At 53.2% G+C, this 18,094-nt stretch carries 19 protein-coding genes; 13 read left to right on the top strand and 6 right to left on the bottom strand.

Annotated features, from left to right (window positions below):
• Positions 1–107: 107 nt before the first annotated feature.
• Positions 108–854, bottom strand: a complete 747-nt coding sequence (hemQ, locus tag GT3570_RS16780) for a hydrogen peroxide-dependent heme synthase (protein ID WP_021321327.1) — start codon at positions 852–854, stop codon at positions 108–110.
• Positions 855–1,108: 254 nt separating this feature from the next.
• On the opposite strand from hemQ, the gene pta reads away from it, so the two are divergent.
• Both pta and GT3570_RS16770 read left to right on the top strand, forming a co-directional pair.
• Complete coding sequence (pta, locus tag GT3570_RS16775; RefSeq protein ID WP_021321328.1) at positions 1,109–2,089, top strand: phosphate acetyltransferase; 981 nt, start codon at positions 1,109–1,111, stop codon at positions 2,087–2,089.
• 123 nt (positions 2,090–2,212) lie between these two features.
• Complete coding sequence (locus tag GT3570_RS16770) at positions 2,213–3,070, top strand: octanoyl-[GcvH]:protein N-octanoyltransferase (RefSeq protein ID WP_021321329.1); 858 nt, start codon at positions 2,213–2,215, stop codon at positions 3,068–3,070.
• Positions 3,071–3,234: 164 nt separating this feature from the next.
• Here the strand turns inward: GT3570_RS16770 and GT3570_RS16765 are convergent, their stop codons facing one another.
• Positions 3,235–3,888: an RsfA family transcriptional regulator gene (locus tag GT3570_RS16765; RefSeq protein ID WP_014196985.1), complete on the bottom strand. Its 654-nt coding sequence runs from the start codon at positions 3,886–3,888 to the stop codon at positions 3,235–3,237.
• 175 nt (positions 3,889–4,063) lie between these two features.
• Here GT3570_RS16765 and GT3570_RS16760 point away from each other — a divergent pair, with 175 nt between their 5' ends.
• From GT3570_RS16760 to GT3570_RS16750, 3 genes are all read left to right on the top strand, one after another.
• Positions 4,064–4,291 carry a YuzB family protein gene (locus tag GT3570_RS16760; RefSeq protein ID WP_011232879.1) on the top strand — a complete coding sequence of 76 codons (228 nt, stop codon included), beginning with the start codon at positions 4,064–4,066 and terminating at the stop codon, positions 4,289–4,291.
• 144 nt (positions 4,292–4,435) lie between these two features.
• Positions 4,436–5,734, top strand: a complete 1,299-nt coding sequence (locus tag GT3570_RS16755) for an HD domain-containing protein (RefSeq protein ID WP_021321330.1) — start codon at positions 4,436–4,438, stop codon at positions 5,732–5,734.
• A gap of 13 nt (positions 5,735–5,747) precedes the next feature.
• Positions 5,748–6,266, top strand: a complete 519-nt coding sequence (locus GT3570_RS16750) for a YwgA family protein (protein WP_021321331.1) — start codon at positions 5,748–5,750, stop codon at positions 6,264–6,266.
• A 183-nt stretch (positions 6,267–6,449) separates the two neighbouring features.
• Here the strand turns inward: GT3570_RS16750 and GT3570_RS16745 are convergent, their stop codons facing one another.
• Both GT3570_RS16745 and GT3570_RS16740 read right to left on the bottom strand, forming a co-directional pair.
• Complete coding sequence (locus GT3570_RS16745) at positions 6,450–7,751, bottom strand: NCS2 family permease (protein WP_062899058.1); 1,302 nt, start codon at positions 7,749–7,751, stop codon at positions 6,450–6,452.
• A 100-nt stretch (positions 7,752–7,851) separates the two neighbouring features.
• Positions 7,852–8,040, bottom strand: coding sequence for a 2-hydroxymuconate tautomerase (locus GT3570_RS16740; protein WP_011232876.1), 189 nt, complete (start codon positions 8,038–8,040; stop codon positions 7,852–7,854).
• A gap of 130 nt (positions 8,041–8,170) precedes the next feature.
• On the opposite strand from GT3570_RS16740, the gene GT3570_RS16735 reads away from it, so the two are divergent.
• Together GT3570_RS16735 and GT3570_RS16730 are read left to right on the top strand one after the other, a co-directional pair.
• Positions 8,171–8,839, top strand: coding sequence for a site-2 protease family protein (locus GT3570_RS16735; RefSeq protein ID WP_014196980.1), 669 nt, complete (start codon positions 8,171–8,173; stop codon positions 8,837–8,839).
• 19 nt (positions 8,840–8,858) lie between these two features.
• Entirely contained in the window at positions 8,859–9,374 is a 516-nt protein-coding gene (locus GT3570_RS16730; RefSeq protein WP_014196979.1) for a YwhD family protein, read from the top strand.
• Positions 9,375–9,505: 131 nt separating this feature from the next.
• Here GT3570_RS16730 and GT3570_RS16725 read toward each other — a convergent pair whose 3' ends face one another.
• Positions 9,506–11,551: a transglycosylase domain-containing protein gene (locus GT3570_RS16725; protein ID WP_014196978.1), complete on the bottom strand. Its 2,046-nt coding sequence runs from the start codon at positions 11,549–11,551 to the stop codon at positions 9,506–9,508.
• A gap of 256 nt (positions 11,552–11,807) precedes the next feature.
• On the opposite strand from GT3570_RS16725, the gene speE reads away from it, so the two are divergent.
• From speE to GT3570_RS16695, 6 genes are all read left to right on the top strand, one after another.
• A complete protein-coding gene (gene speE / locus GT3570_RS16720; protein WP_014196977.1) occupies positions 11,808–12,635 on the top strand; it encodes a polyamine aminopropyltransferase in 828 nt (275 codons plus the stop codon).
• Between the two features lie 13 nt (positions 12,636–12,648).
• Entirely contained in the window at positions 12,649–13,524 is an 876-nt protein-coding gene (gene speB, locus GT3570_RS16715) for an agmatinase (RefSeq protein WP_014196976.1), read from the top strand.
• A gap of 131 nt (positions 13,525–13,655) precedes the next feature.
• On the top strand, positions 13,656–14,033 hold the full coding sequence (locus GT3570_RS16710) for a hypothetical protein (protein ID WP_011232870.1): 378 nt from the start codon (positions 13,656–13,658) through the stop codon (positions 14,031–14,033).
• 254 nt (positions 14,034–14,287) lie between these two features.
• The gene (locus tag GT3570_RS16705) at positions 14,288–14,719 is read left to right on the top strand and encodes a YwiB family protein (protein WP_011232869.1); all 432 of its coding nucleotides are present in this window, start codon (positions 14,288–14,290) and stop codon (positions 14,717–14,719) included.
• Between the two features lie 3 nt (positions 14,720–14,722).
• Positions 14,723–16,396: an arginine--tRNA ligase gene (argS, locus tag GT3570_RS16700; RefSeq protein WP_011232868.1), complete on the top strand. Its 1,674-nt coding sequence runs from the start codon at positions 14,723–14,725 to the stop codon at positions 16,394–16,396.
• Between the two features lie 74 nt (positions 16,397–16,470).
• Positions 16,471–16,638: a XapX domain-containing protein gene (locus GT3570_RS16695; protein ID WP_013146634.1), complete on the top strand. Its 168-nt coding sequence runs from the start codon at positions 16,471–16,473 to the stop codon at positions 16,636–16,638.
• A gap of 129 nt (positions 16,639–16,767) precedes the next feature.
• Here GT3570_RS16695 and cls read toward each other — a convergent pair whose 3' ends face one another.
• Entirely contained in the window at positions 16,768–17,958 is a 1,191-nt protein-coding gene (gene cls / locus GT3570_RS16690) for a cardiolipin synthase (protein WP_011232866.1), read from the bottom strand.
• Positions 17,959–18,094: the final 136 nt, after the last annotated feature.

Here is an 18,094-nt window from a genome sequence, read left to right as displayed (position 1 = left end):
GTTTTTATGTGTATGGAGCGGTCAGGCCGCATATGACAGAAAAGCGGGATGATTGTCCAAAAAGCAGCGAAAACGAAGCAAAGCCCCGTATCGTTCGGGGCTTTGCTTCATACATGGAGGAAAGAAGGCACCTTTTCCACCGGCAGCCGGGTGCCGACGAAAAATGAGCCAAATTCGCCAAAGCGGGCGCTCACTTCGTCAAAGCGCATTTCATATACGAGCTTTTTGAACTGGAGTGCATCATCCGAAAACAAGGTGACGCCCCATTCAAAATCATCCAAGCCGACGGAGCCGGTGATGATTTGCGTCACTTTGCCGGCGTACTTTCGGCCGGTCATGCCGTGGGCGCGCATGAGTTCGCGCCGCTGTTCCATCGATAACATGTACCAGTTGTCGTTGCCTTGGCGCCGCTTGTCCATCGGGTAGAAGCAAATGTAGTTCGTTTTCGGCAAAATCGGATACAAACGGCGGCGCACCTCTGGAATTTGGTACGGATCTTCGCTGCCGGACGCCAAGTAGTTGCTCAACTCCACGACCGAAACGTACGAATACGCAGGTAATAAATAGTCGGCGAGTTTCGTTTTGTTAAGCGCTGTTTCGATTTCATGCAGCTCATCCAGCGTCGGCCGCAAAATCATGAACAAAATATCGGCTTTTTGCCCGACGATCGTGTAGACGGCATGGCTTCCTTGCTTCTCGCTTTCAGTCGTCTCCCATTGGTCGACAAGCGCTAAAAACTCACTGATCGCTGCCTCGCGCTCTTCGTTCGGCAGTGTTTTCCACGCGCTCCAGTCGATCGTGCGGAAATCGTGCAAACAATACCAACCGTCCAACGTTTGGGCCGCTTCGCTCATCATCGTCACTCCTTATCAACAAATTGTACAGTATCACTATATCACAGTTTGCCCAAAAAAGCGGCTATCAGCGTATCAAAGTGGAAGTAGACTGAATTGTGGCAAAAGGTGAATTATTTGTTGTAAAGGCTTACCTGCGTTGCGTTTCTGGCGAGAAGCGGTATGCTTAATAGTGGAAATGGCTTGTGGATGCCGAAATGAGCCGGGCGTGCCTTAACCGGGGCGGGCTGGCCTAGCATAAGGAGGATTGGATCGTGACAACCGATTTATTTACGGCATTAAAAGCGAAAGTAACCGGTACGGGTCGAAAAATCGTGTTTCCCGAGGGAACCGATGACCGCATCTTAACGGCGGCGAGCCGTTTGGCGACGGAGCAAGTGCTGCAGCCGATCGTCCTTGGCGATGAGCAAGCTGTGCGGGTGAAAGCCGCGGCGCTTGGCTTGCCGCTTGAAGGGGTGGAGATTGTCACCCCGCGCCGCTATGGCGGGTTTGATGAGCTGGTTTCGGCGTTTGTGGAGCGGCGCAAAGGGAAAGTGACAGAAGAAACGGCGCGCGAGTTGCTTTTCGATGAAAACTATTTCGGTACGATGCTCGTTTATACGGGAGCGGCCGACGGCCTCGTCAGCGGGGCGGCACATTCGACGGCGGATACGGTCCGACCAGCCTTGCAAATCATTAAAACGAAGCCAGGCGTTCGCAAAACGTCCGGCGTGTTCATCATGGTGCGCGGCGACGAAAAATATGTGTTTGCCGATTGCGCCATCAACATTGCTCCTAACAGCCAAGATTTGGCTGAAATTGCGGTCGAGAGCGCGCAGACGGCGAAAATGTTCGGCCTTAAGCCGCGCGTGGCGCTGTTAAGCTTTTCCACGAAAGGGTCGGCCTCGTCGCCGGAGACGGAAAAAGTCGTTGAGGCGGTGCGGTTGGCGAAGGAAATGGCGCCGGATCTGATCCTTGACGGTGAGTTTCAATTTGACGCCGCGTTTGTGCCAGAGGTGGCGAAAAAGAAAGCGCCGGACTCGGTCATTCAAGGGGACGCAAATGTCTTTATTTTCCCGAGCCTTGAGGCAGGCAACATCGGCTACAAAATCGCCCAGCGCCTCGGCGGTTTTGAAGCGGTCGGCCCGATTTTGCAAGGGCTGAACAAACCGGTGAACGACCTATCGCGCGGCTGCAGCGCCGAAGACGCCTACAAGCTCGCGCTCATCACCGCTGCCCAGTCGCTTGGGGAGTGACGGGGCTGCCGCTCGATAAAAACGAGGGAGGCATGCGCCCCTTGTCCTTTTTGCGCCATTTGCTAATGGCGATTATGTTATAATGAATAGAGTTGGAATGATCTATGCAAGGGGTTGCTCGCGATGGGCCATGAATTGCTGCGGCAGCCGAAATGGCGGGTCATCGACCAGTCGCATTTCGGTCCGCTGTTTGATGCGAAACAATCGTTTGCCATCGATGATGCATTATGCACCGCGGTTGGTGCGGGACAGTCGGATGCGGTCGTCCGCACGTGGGTGCATGAGAATACCGTCGTCTTAGGCGCCGCTGATACGAAGCTTCCGTACATCGATGAGGCCATTTCGTTTTTGCGCCAGGAAGGGTATCGCGTCGTCGTCCGCAATTCCGGCGGGTTGGCCGTTGTCCTTGACAGCGGGGTGTTGAATATTTCGCTCATTTTTCCGGAAACGAAAAACACGATTGCCATCGAGCAAGGGTATGAGGCGATGTACGCGCTCATGGCCGCCATGCTTGCCTCATACGGCGCCCGCGTTGAGGCGGGGGAAATCGTCGGTTCGTATTGCCCGGGGAGCTATGACTTGAGCATTGGCGGCAAAAAATTTGCCGGCATTTCGCAACGTCGGGTGCGCGGCGGCGTTGCCGTGCAAATCTACCTTTGCGTCAACGGGAGCGGAGCCGCGCGGGCTGAGCTGATTCGCCGCTTTTATGAGCTCGGCCGCCAAGGAGAGAAAACGAAATTCGCCTACCCCGATGTTGTCCCAGCTGTCATGGCGTCGCTGTCTGAGCTTCTCGGCTGCGAGTTGTCGATCGATGAGCTGCTTGTCGCCCTTTGGCGCACGCTGCAGTCGTTTGGCGGCGAGCTATATTCGTCTGCCCTCGAGAACGGCGAATGGAATTGGTATGAGCAGTATTGGGCGCGCATCGTCGAACGAAATGCCAACGTATCTTCAGGAGAGCCGATGAGAGAAGTCGAGCCGTAAAGCCCTTTTCGCTTCGATAAGGCGCTTCGTCGCTGCTGACCGCGACCCATGCCCTGCCCAACCTTGGCGCGAATGATGGACGTTCGCCAACAAAAAAGGGGCTGATCCCAAAACGCGAGTGCGTTTTGGGATCAGCCCGGCTTTTCACCCGGCATCCTTTTTCGTTACTCGGCGATTTTCTCTAAGTTTCCGTTCGGGTCCATACGGAAGGTCAGCCCCCGCTCTTCTTCCTCTTTTAACACCATTTTGCGCGCTCGGTTGATGATTTTCACGAGCGTCTCAAAATCTTCTTGGACGGTCGACGAATTTTCTTCTAATTTAGCAACCTTTTCTTCAAGTTCTTTATTTTTTTGCTTTAGTTCGTCAATTTCGCGGCGCAGCCGCTCGTTTTCTTTGATCAGCGCCTCCCGTTTCCGCTCATGGGATTGGAACGTTTTTAAAAAAGCGATCACTTGATCAAGCGTCACTTGTTGCGGCGGAGAGGATGGGACGACAGCTGGCAGCTGCATCACATCGCCCAACTCCTCCAATGACGGCATCGGTGGTTCATACAGGCGCCGCTTTTTCGCGCCGCCTTGTTTGGCCAGCAGCCGCAGCCGCTCTTTTCGCTGCTTTTTCGCCAGCTGCAGCGCTTCTTCGTACTGATGGCGGACGACGGCATTCCAGCGAAAGCCACAGGCGGCCGATGTCCGATTTAGCTTGTCGCCGACTTCTTCAAACGCGTTCAGCTGGGTGCTCCCTTCACGCACATGGCGCAATACGGTCTCTGCCAACAATAAATCGTCTTCTTCCGTCCAAGCGTCTTGCCGTTGTTTCATTGTTCTCCACTCCTTTTTCCCATGCTAGTAAAAGGGTGGACCAAAAGGAAAAAAATTATACGTTGCAAGTTTATGGGATTGGCAAATTACAAGGGTGAAAGCATGCCAACTTGCAATTTTCTCACGAAAGCGGTAGAATACACAAAGCAAACGCTGCGGAAAGGGATGACGAGTGATGGCGAATGAGTTTCGCGTTTGCGACGACTGCAAGGCGCCGAATTTAAAAACATTGATTCCGCGCCTCAAAAAGCTTGATCCGGATGCGGTCATCAAAATCGGCTGCCAGTCGTATTGCGGCCCAGGGCGGAAAAAGACGTTTGCTTTCGTCAACAACCGTCCGGTGGCGGCGCTGACGGAAGACGAACTGATTGATAAAATTGCTGAAAGGTTGAAAAAGCGATAACCGATCACCTTCTTTGCCGAAAGAAGGTGATTTTTTGTTTTTTCCGTCAATAATGGAGAAAGACGGAGAAAAAAGTCAACTATTTCTTTGCCAAAAGAAACGGCGTATAATAGATGTATGTTGGAGACGGAAGAGGAGGATGCGATGTATTCCGGCGGGCAGCTTGACGAAGAAAAAGTGTTTAAAGATCCGGTGCACCGATACATACATGTTCGCGACAAAGTGATTTGGGATTTGATCGGCACAAAAGAATTTCAGCGCCTGCGCCGCATCAAGCAGCTCGGCACGACATATTTGACGTTTCACGGCGCCGAGCACAGCCGGTTTAACCATTCGCTCGGCGTTTACGAAATCATCCGCCGCATCATTGACGACGTGTTTGTCGGCCGCGATCATTGGGATCATAGCGAGCGCCTTCTTTGCCTATGCGCGGCGCTCTTGCACGATTTAGGGCACGGCCCGTTTTCCCATTCATTTGAGAAGGTGTTTCGCCTTGACCACGAAGATTTTACACAGGCCATCATTTTAGGCGATACAGAAGTGAACGCCGCACTTCGCCAAGTGGATGACGATTTTCCGCGAAGGGTCGCTGAAGTGATCGCCAAAACGTACCCGAACAAGCTTGTTGTGAGCCTCATTTCGAGCCAAATTGACGCCGACCGGATGGATTATTTGTTGCGCGATGCCTACTACACCGGCGTCAGCTACGGCTATTTTGACATGGAGCGCATTTTGCGCGTCATGCGTCCGCGCGAAGACCAAGTCGTCATTAAGCGGAGCGGCATGCATGCGGTCGAGGATTACATCATGAGCCGCTACCAAATGTACTGGCAAGTGTACTTTCATCCCGTGACGCGCAGTGCGGAAGTCATTTTGACGAAAATTTTGCATCGGGCGAAAAAGCTGTATGAAGAGGGGTATCGTTTTCAGACGAAGCCGGTTCACTTTTTGTCGTTTTTTGCGGGAAACGCGCCGCTTGGCGATTACTTGGCGCTGGATGAGGCAGTCATCTTGTTTTACTTCCAGCAATGGCAATACGAACGGGATCCGATTTTAAGCGATCTGTGCCAGCGGTTTGTCCGCCGCCGCCTGTTCAAATATACGGAGTTCCATCCGACGAACGAGCAAATGGCGAAGCTCATTGAGCTGACCGGTTTGTTTCAAAAAGCAGGGATTGACCCGGACTATTATTTGGTTGTCGATTCCTCGTCCGATTTGCCGTACGACTTCTATCGGCCGGGAGAAGAAGGCGAACGCCTGCCGATTTATTTGTTGATGCCAAACGGGGAGCTTCGCGAGCTGTCGCGCGAATCGGTGCTCGTTGACGCCATTTCCGGGAAACGGCGCACCGACCATAAGCTGTATTTCCCAGCTGATTTCCTGGAAGACTTGTCGACGAAGCGGACAGTGAAGAAAAAGATTATGGAAATTTTAAAGGGTTAGGAGATGACGGAGAGTGCTCACAGAGCATGCGAAAGTAATGAAGGCGTTGGCGGCCGCCGGGGAAATTGCCGGCCGCAAAAAGCTGCAAAAAATGATCTACATCGCGAAAAAGCTCGACTTTCCGTTTTACGAGAAATTCGATTTCCACTTTTACGGCCCGTATTCGGAAGAGCTGACATGCCGCATCGAAGAGCTGTGCGCGCTCGGCTTTTTGCATGAAGTGAAAGAGAAAAAGAGCGGTTATATGCAATATCGCTATACATTGACCGAAGCGGGCGAACAGTTTTTGCGCCATTATGACTGGGACATGCCGGGTCTTGCCGAATGCATGCAAGCGATGAACGAACAAAATGCCCGTTTTTTGGAACTTGTGTCCACCGTACTTTATTTTGAACATTTGCCGAAAGACGAAGTGAAAGAGAAAATTGCGGTGTTAAAAAGCAAGCAGCGCTATACGGAAGAAGAAATCGATGAGGCGTACGCGTACATTGAGGCGCTGCGCAGCCGATGCCACAACAAAACTCGCGTGTAGGCGGGCGGAAAAAGCTGCTTCAACGTATCATCAGTTGGCCATAGACGAAAAGGGGCTGACCCAAAAAGCCGTCTGTCTTCAGGATAGACACAAAATATAGTGCGAAAGAAGCGGTTAGTGCGTATATATAGAGACGAAAGAGGGTGTCCCGATCCTTTTGGGACACCTCCTTCTTCTTTTTGGTTAATGCGGCAAAAACGCCAGCTGCAAAAAGAACAGCACCGCCAGCACGTACAGCAGCAACGGCACATCGCGCCAGCGGCCGCGGGCGATTTTTAAGAGCGGGTACGAGATGAAGCCGAGCGCGATGCCGGTCGCGATGCTGGAGGTGAGCGGCATGCTTAAGATGATGAGAAAGGCCGGGAACGCCTCGTCGAGCTGATGCCACGAAATATGGGCGATATTGCTGATCATCAAGCTCCCGACGATGATGAGCGCCGGGGCGGTGATGGCCGATAACCCGGCGACCGCGCCGACCAGCGGGCTGAAAAAGGCCGCGATGACAAACAGGACAGCGACGGCGAGCGCCGTCCAGCCGGTGCGTCCGCCAGCGGCGACGCCGGTTGATGACTCGATGTACGCTGATGTCGGGCTTGTGCCAAACATGGCGCCGATGGTCGTCGCGACCGAGTCTGCCAACAGCGCCTCGCGGGCGCGCGGCAGCGTGTTCCCTTTCATCAGTCCGGCTTGCTGGGCGACGCCGATCATTGTGCCGGTCGTATCAAAGAGTGTGACGAGCAAAAAGGAGAAGACGACCGCGTACAAACTATGGCCGATGACGTCCCCGATGGCCGCGAATGGATTGGTAATGATCAGCCCTTCTGGCAGCGACGGCAGCGAGACGATGCCTTTGTCAAAGTGAAGTTGCCCGGTCGCATAGGCGATGATGCCGGTGACGACCATGCCGTAAAACAGGGCGCCGTTGACGCCGCGCATCATCAGAATGAGCGTCACCGCCAGGCCGATGAGCGTCAACACGGCCGACGGGGCATGCAAGTCGCCAAGCGCGACCAAATTTTGCGGATGGGCTTGGATGATTCCGGTCAGCCGCAGGCCGATAAAGGCGATAAACAGCCCGATGCCAGCGGTGATGCCGTGTTTTAAGCTGTCGGGGATCACTTCGATCAGCTTGCTGCGGAGCGGGGTGAGCGACAGCAGCAAAAACAACATTCCTGCCACAAACACGGCGGAAAACGCGGTTTCGTACGAAATGCCGCCGTGCGAGCCGACGACGGAATAGGCGAAATAGGCGTTCAGCCCCATGCCGGGCGCGATGGCGATCGGATAGTTGGCAAAGATGGCCATCCATAGCGTGCCGACGACGGTCGCGATGACGGTGGCGGTGAACGCCTGTTCAAACGGGACGCCGGCATCTGATAAGATGACCGGATTGACGACGATGATGTACACCATGGTGAAAAAAGTCGTCAGGCCAGCGAGAAATTCCGTTTTGCGATTGCTGGCATGGTGCGGAAGACGAATCATAGGCAACCTCCTAAAGGCGAACAATATGAAAGACAACTATAATAATATTCGTTTTTATTCCAAAAAGCAACGGGGACGCCTGATGGCGCCCCCCTGTTTGTTACTCCGCATCGCTCAGCCGTTTTCCGGCGATCGCATAATGGTCTTTCGTCATTTCTTCAATGAATACGACAACGCTCTCCCGTTTCGCCCCTGTCGTCTCGACGACGGCGTCCGTCACTTTTTCAACAAGCGCTTTCTTCTGTTCATCCGTGCGGCCGGCGAGCATCTTGATCGTTACGTACGGCACGGTTGTCCCCCCATTTCATTGTCGAGTGCTGTCGCGCTTATTATACCACGGGATGAGGAAGTTCAGTCCACTTTTTTCTGCTAATCATGTATACTAAAGATAGTGAATATAGGGAAAAGGAGTTTATGAAGTGGATCGAATTTTGCCGTATTCGTTAAGTGAAATTCCGTACGTGCTCTTGACGCTGGCGTTAGCATTTTCCGTGCATGAGTTCGCCCATGCCTACGTTGCTTACAAGTTCGGCGATCCGACGGCGAAAAATCAAGGGCGGCTGACGTTATCACCGTTTGCCCATTTGGATTTGCTTGGCACCCTGCTTATCTTTCTCGCAGGGTTTGGCTGGGCGCGCCCGGTGCCAGTCAATCGCTTTTATTTCAAAAATCCGCGCCTTGCCGGCATTCTCGTGTCGGTTGCCGGACCGCTGAGCAACCTCGTGCTTGCCGCGCTTGGATTTGTCATTTGGTACGCGATGATCGATTTCGGCCTCATGCGGGCGCTGCCAGATTGGTTTGCGGCCGGGTTTGATCTGTTTTTCCAAATTTTTATCAGCTTGAACGCTGTCTTGTTTTTGTTTAATTTATTGCCGTTTCCGCCGCTTGATGGGTATCGTATTATTGAAGACTTGGCCCCGGATGGGCTGCGGGCGAAAATGACGCAATGGGAAAGCTACGGGGCGCTCATTTTTCTCATCCTTGTGCTCACGCCGCTTGACCGCTATACGATTGAGCCGGTGTTTCAAGTGGCGCTGCCGTTTGTATTGGAAAACTTGCAGTCGTTGGTCGCCAATTTGTTTATGTAAGGAAGGAGGAACAAGCGGAATGGAGCAAAAAAAGAAAAAAAACATCGGCTTTAATATCATCAAAGACGATCCGACCGACGGGCACCGCGGCTTTGGCGCCGGGGCGTTGAGCTTAGAAAACGTTTCGCCGGTCATCATTGACGTCGAAGCGGGCGAAGCGTTCGTCGATATGGGGGCGATGCATGCGCGCAGCGCCGTCGAGCGCGGCATCAAGTTTTTGCCCGACCGTTCCGCCGTGCCAAACGGCAAGCCGTATTGGATCGTCTGGGTGACGATTGAACGACGCGAGGACGGCCCGTATTACGCCGGGGTGACGGCGTGCGAAATGACGATCGACCGTGAGGCGCGCCGCGGCTATAAGTTATTGCCGGAACATGTGAACCGGCTCGATAAATCGCTAAAGCGGCACATTATTGTCGATCATATGGACGCGAAATCAAAACGGGTGCTCGCCGACTTTTTGAAAGGGCATGACATCGGGATGTGGAACCGTTCGAGCGACAAGCTGAAACAAGATTTGGAAGTGGAAATGTGACGGTTTTGTGAAAAGATATGGGCAAGGGCTTGTTCTTGTTTGAAAAAAAGGATAAACTAAATCTACATGTATAACACAGGAAAACTAGGACAAGAAAATCCCCTGCGTATGCACGCAGGGGATTTTCTTGTTTAAAACCATGGGAACCATTTCTCGAACCAGCTTTGATTGTCTTCTTTTTTCTTCTTTTTCTTTTCCAAATGGTCGGTGCAATAGTCGGTCGGTTCTGTACCGATGAGATAGTACGTTTTTCGTTTCACCGGACAGGAGTCGGTGGCCAGCTTGCCGTTTTGCGGGTCGATGTAGACGCCGATGACGCCTTTGGTCGGTTTGAACGATTTTTTCGGTTCGCCAGCGAGGCTTTGTTCCATAAAGTGAACCCATATTTGTTTGGCATATTGCCTTTCCGCAGGACGATCCATCGTTTCTCCGCGATCGTAGCCGGTCCAGACGCCGGCGACTAGTTGCGGGGCGAACCCGATCATCCAACTGTCCGTTTTCGTCGTTCCCGACTTGCCGGCGTACGGACGCGTGATGTCATCGATGATTGACTGCCCGGTGACGGTTGTATAGCCGTTTAACTTCGGGTCGAACATCCCGGTCATTAAATGGGTCGTCACAAACGCCGCGTCGCGGTCGAGCACTTGCCGGCTCTCCGGCTTATGTTCATATAGCACGTTTCCGTTTGCATCCACGACTTTTTGAATAAACACCGGTTCGGTTTGTTTGCCGTAGTTGGCCAGCGTGCTGTACGCGGCCACCATGTCGATCACTTTCACGGGCGAGGTGCCGAGCGCCAACGACGGCACTGCTTTCAATCTGCTTGTGATGCCGAGCGCTTTCGCTGTGTCGACGAGTTTGTCGGCGCCGATGAACTGGAGCGTTTTCACCGCAAAGACGTTGTCGGATACGGCGAGCGCCTCGGCGAGCGTGATCGGGCCGTTGGCATAGTAGTCATTGTAATTATGGGGGGTGTACGACGATCGGCCGCCGTTAAACGTAAATGTCGTCAGCTCGCTGCGCAGTTGGGTCGATGGGGTGAATCCTTGCTCGATCGCCGCGTAATACAAAAACGGCTTAAATGTCGACCCTGGCTGGCGTTCCGCCTGCACGGCCCGGTTGAATGGGCTCTCTTCGTAGTTGCGTCCGCCGACGAGCGCCTTTACTTCCCCGGTGCGTGGATCCATCGACACAAGCGCCGCTTGAATGGCGGAGTGCGGGTCGATGATGCGACGGATTTGCTCTTCGGCAATCCGTTGCAGACGCGGATCCAGCGTCGTATAGACGCGCAGCCCCCCAAGCTCGATCGTCCGCTCATCCAGGCCGAGTTTCGTGCGCAACTGCTGTTTGACGACATCTTGAAAATACGGAGCGATCGGCTGCTCTTGTTTGTGGTGCCGGGCGTAGACGAGTTTGTCGCGGTACGCCTGCTCCGCTTCTTGGCGGCTGATGTAGCCGGCTTCCACCATGGAGGTGAGCACGATTTTTTGCCGCGCTTTCGCACGCTGTTCATTGACAAACGGCGAGTAGTAATACGGCCCTTTCGGAATGCCGGCGAGCATGGCTGCCTCGCTGAGCGTCAGCTCGCTCGCGTGCTTGCCGAAATAGTAGCGGGCTGCCGCCTCAATCCCGTAGGCGCCATGGCCGTAGTAAATCGTATTCAAATAGCCTTCCAAAATTTGATCTTTGCTGTAGTTGGCTTCAAGCCGGATGGTGTACAACGCTTCCTGGATTTTTCGCGACCACGTTTTTTCATGCGTCAAAAACAAGTTGCGCGCATACTGCTGGGTGATCGTGCTCGCCCCTTCGACTTTTGCCATCGCCTCGACATTCGCAATGATGGCGGCGGCGATTCGCTTCAAATCAAACCCGTGATGTTCGTAAAACTTCCGGTCTTCAACGGCGATCGTCGCTTCGATGATGTGCGGGGACATGTCTTTGAGCCGAACCCAATAGCGTTTTTGACCATGGTCGCTTTCCCCGATTTTGCTGCCGTCAGCGGCATAAAAAATCGTCGTCTGCGGCACGGCGACCGGCGGGGCGCCTTCGATTTTCGCGAACAACACAAAGCTCCCGAGAGCGGCGAAGGCAAAGATGACGAGAAAAAAGCCGATAAAGACGGCGGCGCGCACATATTTCCACGTGCCGCGAAAACGGCTGCCCGGGATCGGTTCCATTGCGCATCACCTCAACGGTTTTGGCGTTGTTTTAGACATGCGGGCGGACGCCCGGCTGAATGCGCCGCCTTGCTTTTGTCAAGGCTTCGCCAGCGAGGTTTTCCGCTTTTTCTTACCAGTATGAAAAAAAATTTTTTATTTTAAACTTGTTCCTCTTGCATTTTTGCTAGATTGCTCTATACTTTTTCATGTTTAGTTTTTCGTTGGCTAAGGAAAACTTGTATAGTAAGCAACGCTCGGAGAAAGGATGTTACCGATGGAACTTTGGTTTACCGAAAAGCAAACGGAGCATTTTGGCATCACCGCACGCATCATCCGCACTTTACATACAGAACAGACGCCGTTCCAAAAGCTCGATATGGTCGAAACGGCGGAGTTTGGCAACATGCTCATTCTAGACGGCATGGTCATGACAACACAAAAAGACGAGTTCGTCTATCATGAAATGGTCGCCCATGTGCCGCTGTTCACCCACCCCAATCCGGAAAACGTGCTTGTCGTCGGCGGCGGCGACGGCGGCGTCATTCGTGAAGTGCTGAAGCACCCAAGCGTCAAAAAAGCGACGCTTGTCGAAATTGACGGCAAAGTGATCGAGTGCTCGAAAACCTACTTGCCGGAGATTGCCGGCAAACTCGATGATCCGCGCGTCGAAGTGAAAGTCGATGACGGGTTTATGCATATCGCCAAAAGCGAAAACGAGTATGACGTCATTATGGTTGACTCAACCGAACCGGTCGGCCCAGCGGTCAACTTGTTCACAAAAGGGTTTTACGCCGGCATCGCCAACGCGTTGAAGGAAGACGGCATTTTCGTCGCCCAAACGGACAATCCGTGGTTTAAGGCCGATTTGATTCGCAACGTATACCGCGATGTGAAAGAAATTTTCCCGATCACCCGTTTGTATACGGCGAACATTCCGACGTATCCGAGCGGGCTCTGGACGTTTACGCTCGGCTCGAAAAAATACGACCCGCTCGCTGTGAGCGACGACCGGTTCCATGACATTGAGACGAAATATTACACGAAAGAATTGCACAAAGCGTGTTTCGTCTTGCCGAAATTTGTCGCGGATTTAACGAAGTAAGGGGGCGCAGGCAATGCGATTTGATGAAGCCTATTCGGGCAACGTGTTTATCGGCAGCCATCCGAATTTTGAAGAAAGCGAAGCCGTCATTTACGGGATGCCGATGGACTGGACGGTCAGCTACCGGCCTGGCTCACGGTTTGGCCCGGCCCGCATCCGCGAAGTGTCGATCGGGCTTGAGGAGTACAGCCCATATTTGGACCGCGAACTCAAAGACATCCGCTACTTTGACGCTGGGGACATTCCGCTGCCATTTGGCAATGCGGCCCGCAGTTTGGAGCTGATTGAACAGTTCGTGAAAAAGGTGCTTGACGCCGGCAAATTTCCGCTCGGCCTTGGCGGCGAGCATCTTGTCTCCTGGCCGGTCATGAAAGCGGTGTATGAATACTACCCGGATTTGGCCGTCATTCATATGGATGCGCACACGGACTTGCGCGAACATTACGAAGGCGAGCCGCTGTCGCATGCGACGCCAATCCGCAAGGTCGCTGACCTGATCGGCCCGACGAATGTCTTTTCGTTCGGCATCCGCTCCGGCATGAAGGAAGAGTTCGAATGGGCGAAAGAAAACGGCATGTACATCGCCAAGTTTGAGGTGCTTGAACCGCTCCGCTCCGTGTTGCCGAAGCTCGCTGGCCGTCCGGTGTATGTGACGATTGACATCGATGTGCTTGATCCCGCTCATGCCCCAGGCACTGGGACGGTCGATGCCGGCGGCATTACGTCAAAAGAGCTGCTTTCGGCCATTCACGAGATCGCCCGCTCCGACGTGCGAGTCGTTGGCGCCGATTTGGTGGAAGTCGCACCGATTTACGACCATTCCGAACAAACGGCCAATACGGCGAGCAAGCTTGTGAGAGAAATGCTGCTTGGCTGGGTGGCGAAGTGAAAAATGAGAAAAAGCGCCTAAATCGCAAGTTTGCGAGGGCGCTTTTTTCTTTGGTGGGACAAAAGATGCAGGAATATGAGCGTACGGAGCGTAATAATATGTAATGTATTTACAGAAAAAGGAGAGGGGGAATGAAGATGGGCGTGAAGCTGATCAAAATTTCCGTTGTGTACTTTGTCATTGGCGTCTGTATGGGGCTTGGCATGTCGATGACCCATTCGTTTGCGCTGACCCCGGTCCATGTCCATATCAACTTGCTTGGCTGGACGGCCTTGACGCTTGCTGGCATCATCTATCATTTATTTCCACAAGCGGCGGCGACGAAATGGGCGAAAGTGCATTTCTGGCTGCACAATATCGGCCTGCCGGTCATGATGATCGGTCTCATTTTCGTCGTTTACGGCAACGAAGCGTTCGTGCCGGTGACAGCGATTGGCGGGGTGCTCGTCGTGATAGGTGTCATTCTTTTTGCTATTAACGTGTTAAAAAATGTTCGGGCGTCATCATAAAATACCGATGGAACAAAGAGGGTGTCCCAAAAGGATCGGGACACCTTTTCTTATTACCGTATGTAGGTATAAAACAATCATTAAGAAACGATATGTTGTGTTTTGTTTAAGGAAAAACAACCTTTTGGGTCAGCCCCTTTTTTTGCCCACTGGAGCGGAAATCTGCCATCGGGTTTGTCCCCTCTTGAATGGAGCGAAACAGTTCATTATACTATAAATTATGACTGTTTGTTCGCAAAGGTGTGTTCATCGATATGAAGGAAACAAACGGCATCCCGGCGCGCCTCCGCCAAGTGGCTGTCATTCGCGACGGTCCGCGCCAAGAGACGGTTGTGCTTGAGGCGGATGGCACGTATTACATAAAAGGGGAAACCGTTTATTTGCAGTTTGCCGAAGAAAACGAACTCGGGCGGGTGAACAACATTGTGAAAATCGCGCCTGACGAGGTGACCGTCCTTCGTTCCGGAGCGGTCGAGATGCGGCAAACGTTCCGCCGCCGCCAAGAAACATCGGGCCATTATGGGACAGCGTTTGGACGATGGGCGCTGGCGGCCAAAACGAGCTCCATGGAGTTTCACTATGATGAGCAGCGGAAAAAGGGGCGGCTCTTTCTTTCCTATGAACTGATGCTAGGCGATGAGCGAAGCGGGCGCCATACGTTGACGTTGACATTTAAGGGGGTATAAGCGGTGAACATTGTCGGACAAATCAAGGAAAAGATGAAAGAAGAAATCCGCCAGGCGGCGGTAAGAGCAGGGCTGGCTTCGGCCGACGAGCTGCCGGATGTGCTGCTTGAGGTGCCGCGCGACAAGGCGCATGGCGACTACTCGACGAACATCGCCATGCAGCTCGCCCGCATCGCGAAAAAACCGCCGCGGGCGATCGCCGAAGCCATCGTCGGGCAGCTTGACCGCGAACGCATGTCGGTCGCCCGCATCGAGATCGCCGGGCCGGGGTTTATTAACTTTTACATGGACAACCGCTATTTGACGGCGGTCGTGCCGGCGATTTTGCAGGCGGGACAAGCGTATGGCGAATCGAACGTCGGCAACGGGGAAAAAGTGCAAGTCGAGTTCGTCTCGGCCAATCCAACCGGAGACCTGCATTTAGGTCATGCCCGCGGCGCGGCGGTCGGCGATTCGCTTTGCAACATTTTGGCGAAAGCCGGGTTTGACGTGACGCGTGAATACTATATTAATGACGCCGGCAAGCAAATTTACAATTTAGCGAAATCGGTCGAAGCCCGTTATTTTCAGGCGCTCGGTGTCGATATGCCGTTGCCGGAGGACGGCTATTACGGCGACGATATCGTCGAAATCGGCAAAAAGCTTGCCGAAGAGTACGGCGACCGGTTTGTCGAAATGGAGGAAGAAGAAAGGCTTGCCTTTTTCCGCGACTATGGGCTCCGCTATGAGCTTGAAAAAATCAAAAAAGACTTGGCCGACTTCCGTGTGCCGTTTGACGTCTGGTATTCGGAAACATCGCTCTATGAAAGCGGAAAAATCGACGAAGCGCTTTCCACTTTGCGCGAGCGCGGCTATATTTACGAGCAGGACGGGGCGACATGGTTCCGTTCGACGGCGTTTGGGGACGACAAAGACCGCGTCTTAATTAAGCAGGACGGCACATATACGTACTTGCTTCCGGACATCGCCTACCATCAAGACAAGCTGCGGCGCGGGTTCAAAAAGCTCATCAACATTTGGGGGGCGGACCACCACGGCTACATTCCGCGCATGAAGGCGGCGATCGCTGCGCTCGGTTATGATCCGGAGGCGCTTGAAGTGGAAATCATTCAAATGGTGAACCTATACCAAAACGGTGAGCGCGTCAAAATGAGCAAGCGCACCGGCAAGGCGGTGACGATGCGCGAGCTCATGGAAGAAGTCGGCGTCGATGCCGTCCGCTATTTCTTTGCGATGCGCTCGGGCGATACGCATTTGGATTTTGACATGGACTTGGCCGTGTCGCAGTCGAATGAAAACCCGGTTTACTACGTCCAATACGCGCACGCCCGCGTTTCGAGCATTCTTCGCCAAGCGGAGGAACAACACATTTCCTATGACGGCGACTTAGCGCTTCACCATCTTGTGGAAACGGAAAAGGAAATCGAGCTGCTCAAAGTGCTCGGCGATTTCCCCGATGTCGTCGCCGAGGCGGCGCTCAAGCGGATGCCGCATCGCGTCACCGCCTATGCATTCGATTTGGCTTCCGCGCTCCATAGCTTTTATAACGCGGAAAAAGTGCTTGATCTGGACAACATCGAAAAAACAAAAGCCCGCCTCGCGCTTGTCAAGGCGGTGCAAATTACGCTGCAAAATGCGTTAGCGCTCATTGGCGTTTCAGCGCCGGAACAAATGTAAACGAACGAGGGGGAGCGACTGCTCCCTCTTTTGTTTGGGCATTCTAAAGAAAAACAGTGGTGGAGGATCAACAAATGAAAGAAGTTGTACTATCGCTCATCACCGGCATCGTTGTCGGCTTTTTGTTCACCTTGCTTCGGTTGCCGATTCCCGCTCCCCCGGCGTTGGCCGGCATCGCCGGCATCGTCGGGGTGTATCTCGGCATGCGGTTGTTTCAATGGTTCACGGTGTTTTGGAAGTAAGCACTTGCATGATCAAACGGGGAACAAAACCCGGTTGGCGCAATTTTGGCAGCATCAAGCCGCCGGAAGCGCCGGCCGGGTTTTTTTGCTTCTTCTGTTGCTTGGGAGGGAAATGGAACTTCAGACCGGTCAAAGCCAGGCGGAGATGAGCTGGGAAATCGACTGTTTGCCGCGGTCAAGAAGCGAACGTTTTTGCCAAAAGTCGACCGTCAGCGGCTCGGCGCGCAACAAATCGCGCTCGATCGCCCGTTTGACGAGGCGGGTAAACGCGCGGTCAAACACATAGCAGTTGATTTCGCTGTTTAAAAACAAGCTGCGCCGATCGAAATTTGCTGTGCCGACGTCGCACCACTCCTCATCGATGACGAGCGTTTTTGCATGGTAAAATCCTTGGTAAAAGCGGTAAATGCGCGCGCCGGCTTTCAAGAGTCGATAAAAGTACGGATAGGCAGCCTCTTTGACAAATAAATGGTCCGCCTTCAGCGGCACAAGGACGGTCACACGCACCCCGCGCCGAAGCGCTTGCATGAGCTCGTTAAACAGCGGCCGGCTTGGGATGAAGTATGGGCTGCCGATCATAATTTCTTTTTTCGCCTGGCGGATGACCTCGATAAACTGTTCTTCAAGGGCAGCGCCGTTGGTGGCGACGAGCTGATGGCGAATGGCGCCGGCCGAAAGCGGCGGGAAGTAGCGATGTTTGTCAGGCACCGTCCGGCCCGTTGCTTCTTCCCAGTCGTGCAAAAACTGTTCTTGCAAGTCGTGAACCCCTTCGCCGTTCACTTTTAAGTGGTAATCGCGCCATTCGCCGAAGTTGGCGTCTTTTCCGTTGTATTCACGGCCGATGTTAAAGCCGCCGATGTAGCCGACCCGACCGTCGATGACCGTAATTTTCCGATGGTTGCGGCGGTTGAGGCGGTAAATGAAAAACGGAAAGCGCGGCTTTCGGGCATAGGCGAACTCCACCCCGCTTTCCTCGAGCGAACGGATGAGCGCTTTCGGCAGTCCAAAGCTGCCGATCCAATCGGTCAACACTCGCACTTTCACGCCGGCAGCTGCTTTTTCCTTTAAAATCTGGAAAAATGGCGCGCTCGTTTCGTCATTTTTTATAATGTAAAACAAGACGTGAATATGATCGCGGGCGCGGCCTAGTTCAGCGAAGTAATCAGAAAATAAATGCCTGCCGTTGATATAGAGGGAAATATCGCTTCTCCGCTCCGGGTAGACGACTTTTTTGCGCCCATTGCGGAAGATGAACTGTCCAAGCTTGTCATCAAGATAAACAAGCAGCAATACGATGGCAATGACGGAAATGACGACCATATCTTCTCCTCCTATGTCGATTCGGTATTTATTAATGTGCCCGAGAACGCGCAAAACGTTTCAAATTGCATCTACCGTGAACATACCCAAACCCCAAATGAATAAAATTTCCATATTGATGAATTTTTTTCGTCAT

The organism is Geobacillus thermoleovorans (assembly GCF_001610955.1).
Lineage (GTDB): Bacteria > Bacillota > Bacilli > Bacillales > Anoxybacillaceae > Geobacillus > Geobacillus thermoleovorans.
This window is presented reverse-complemented; position numbering and strand designations above follow the sequence as displayed.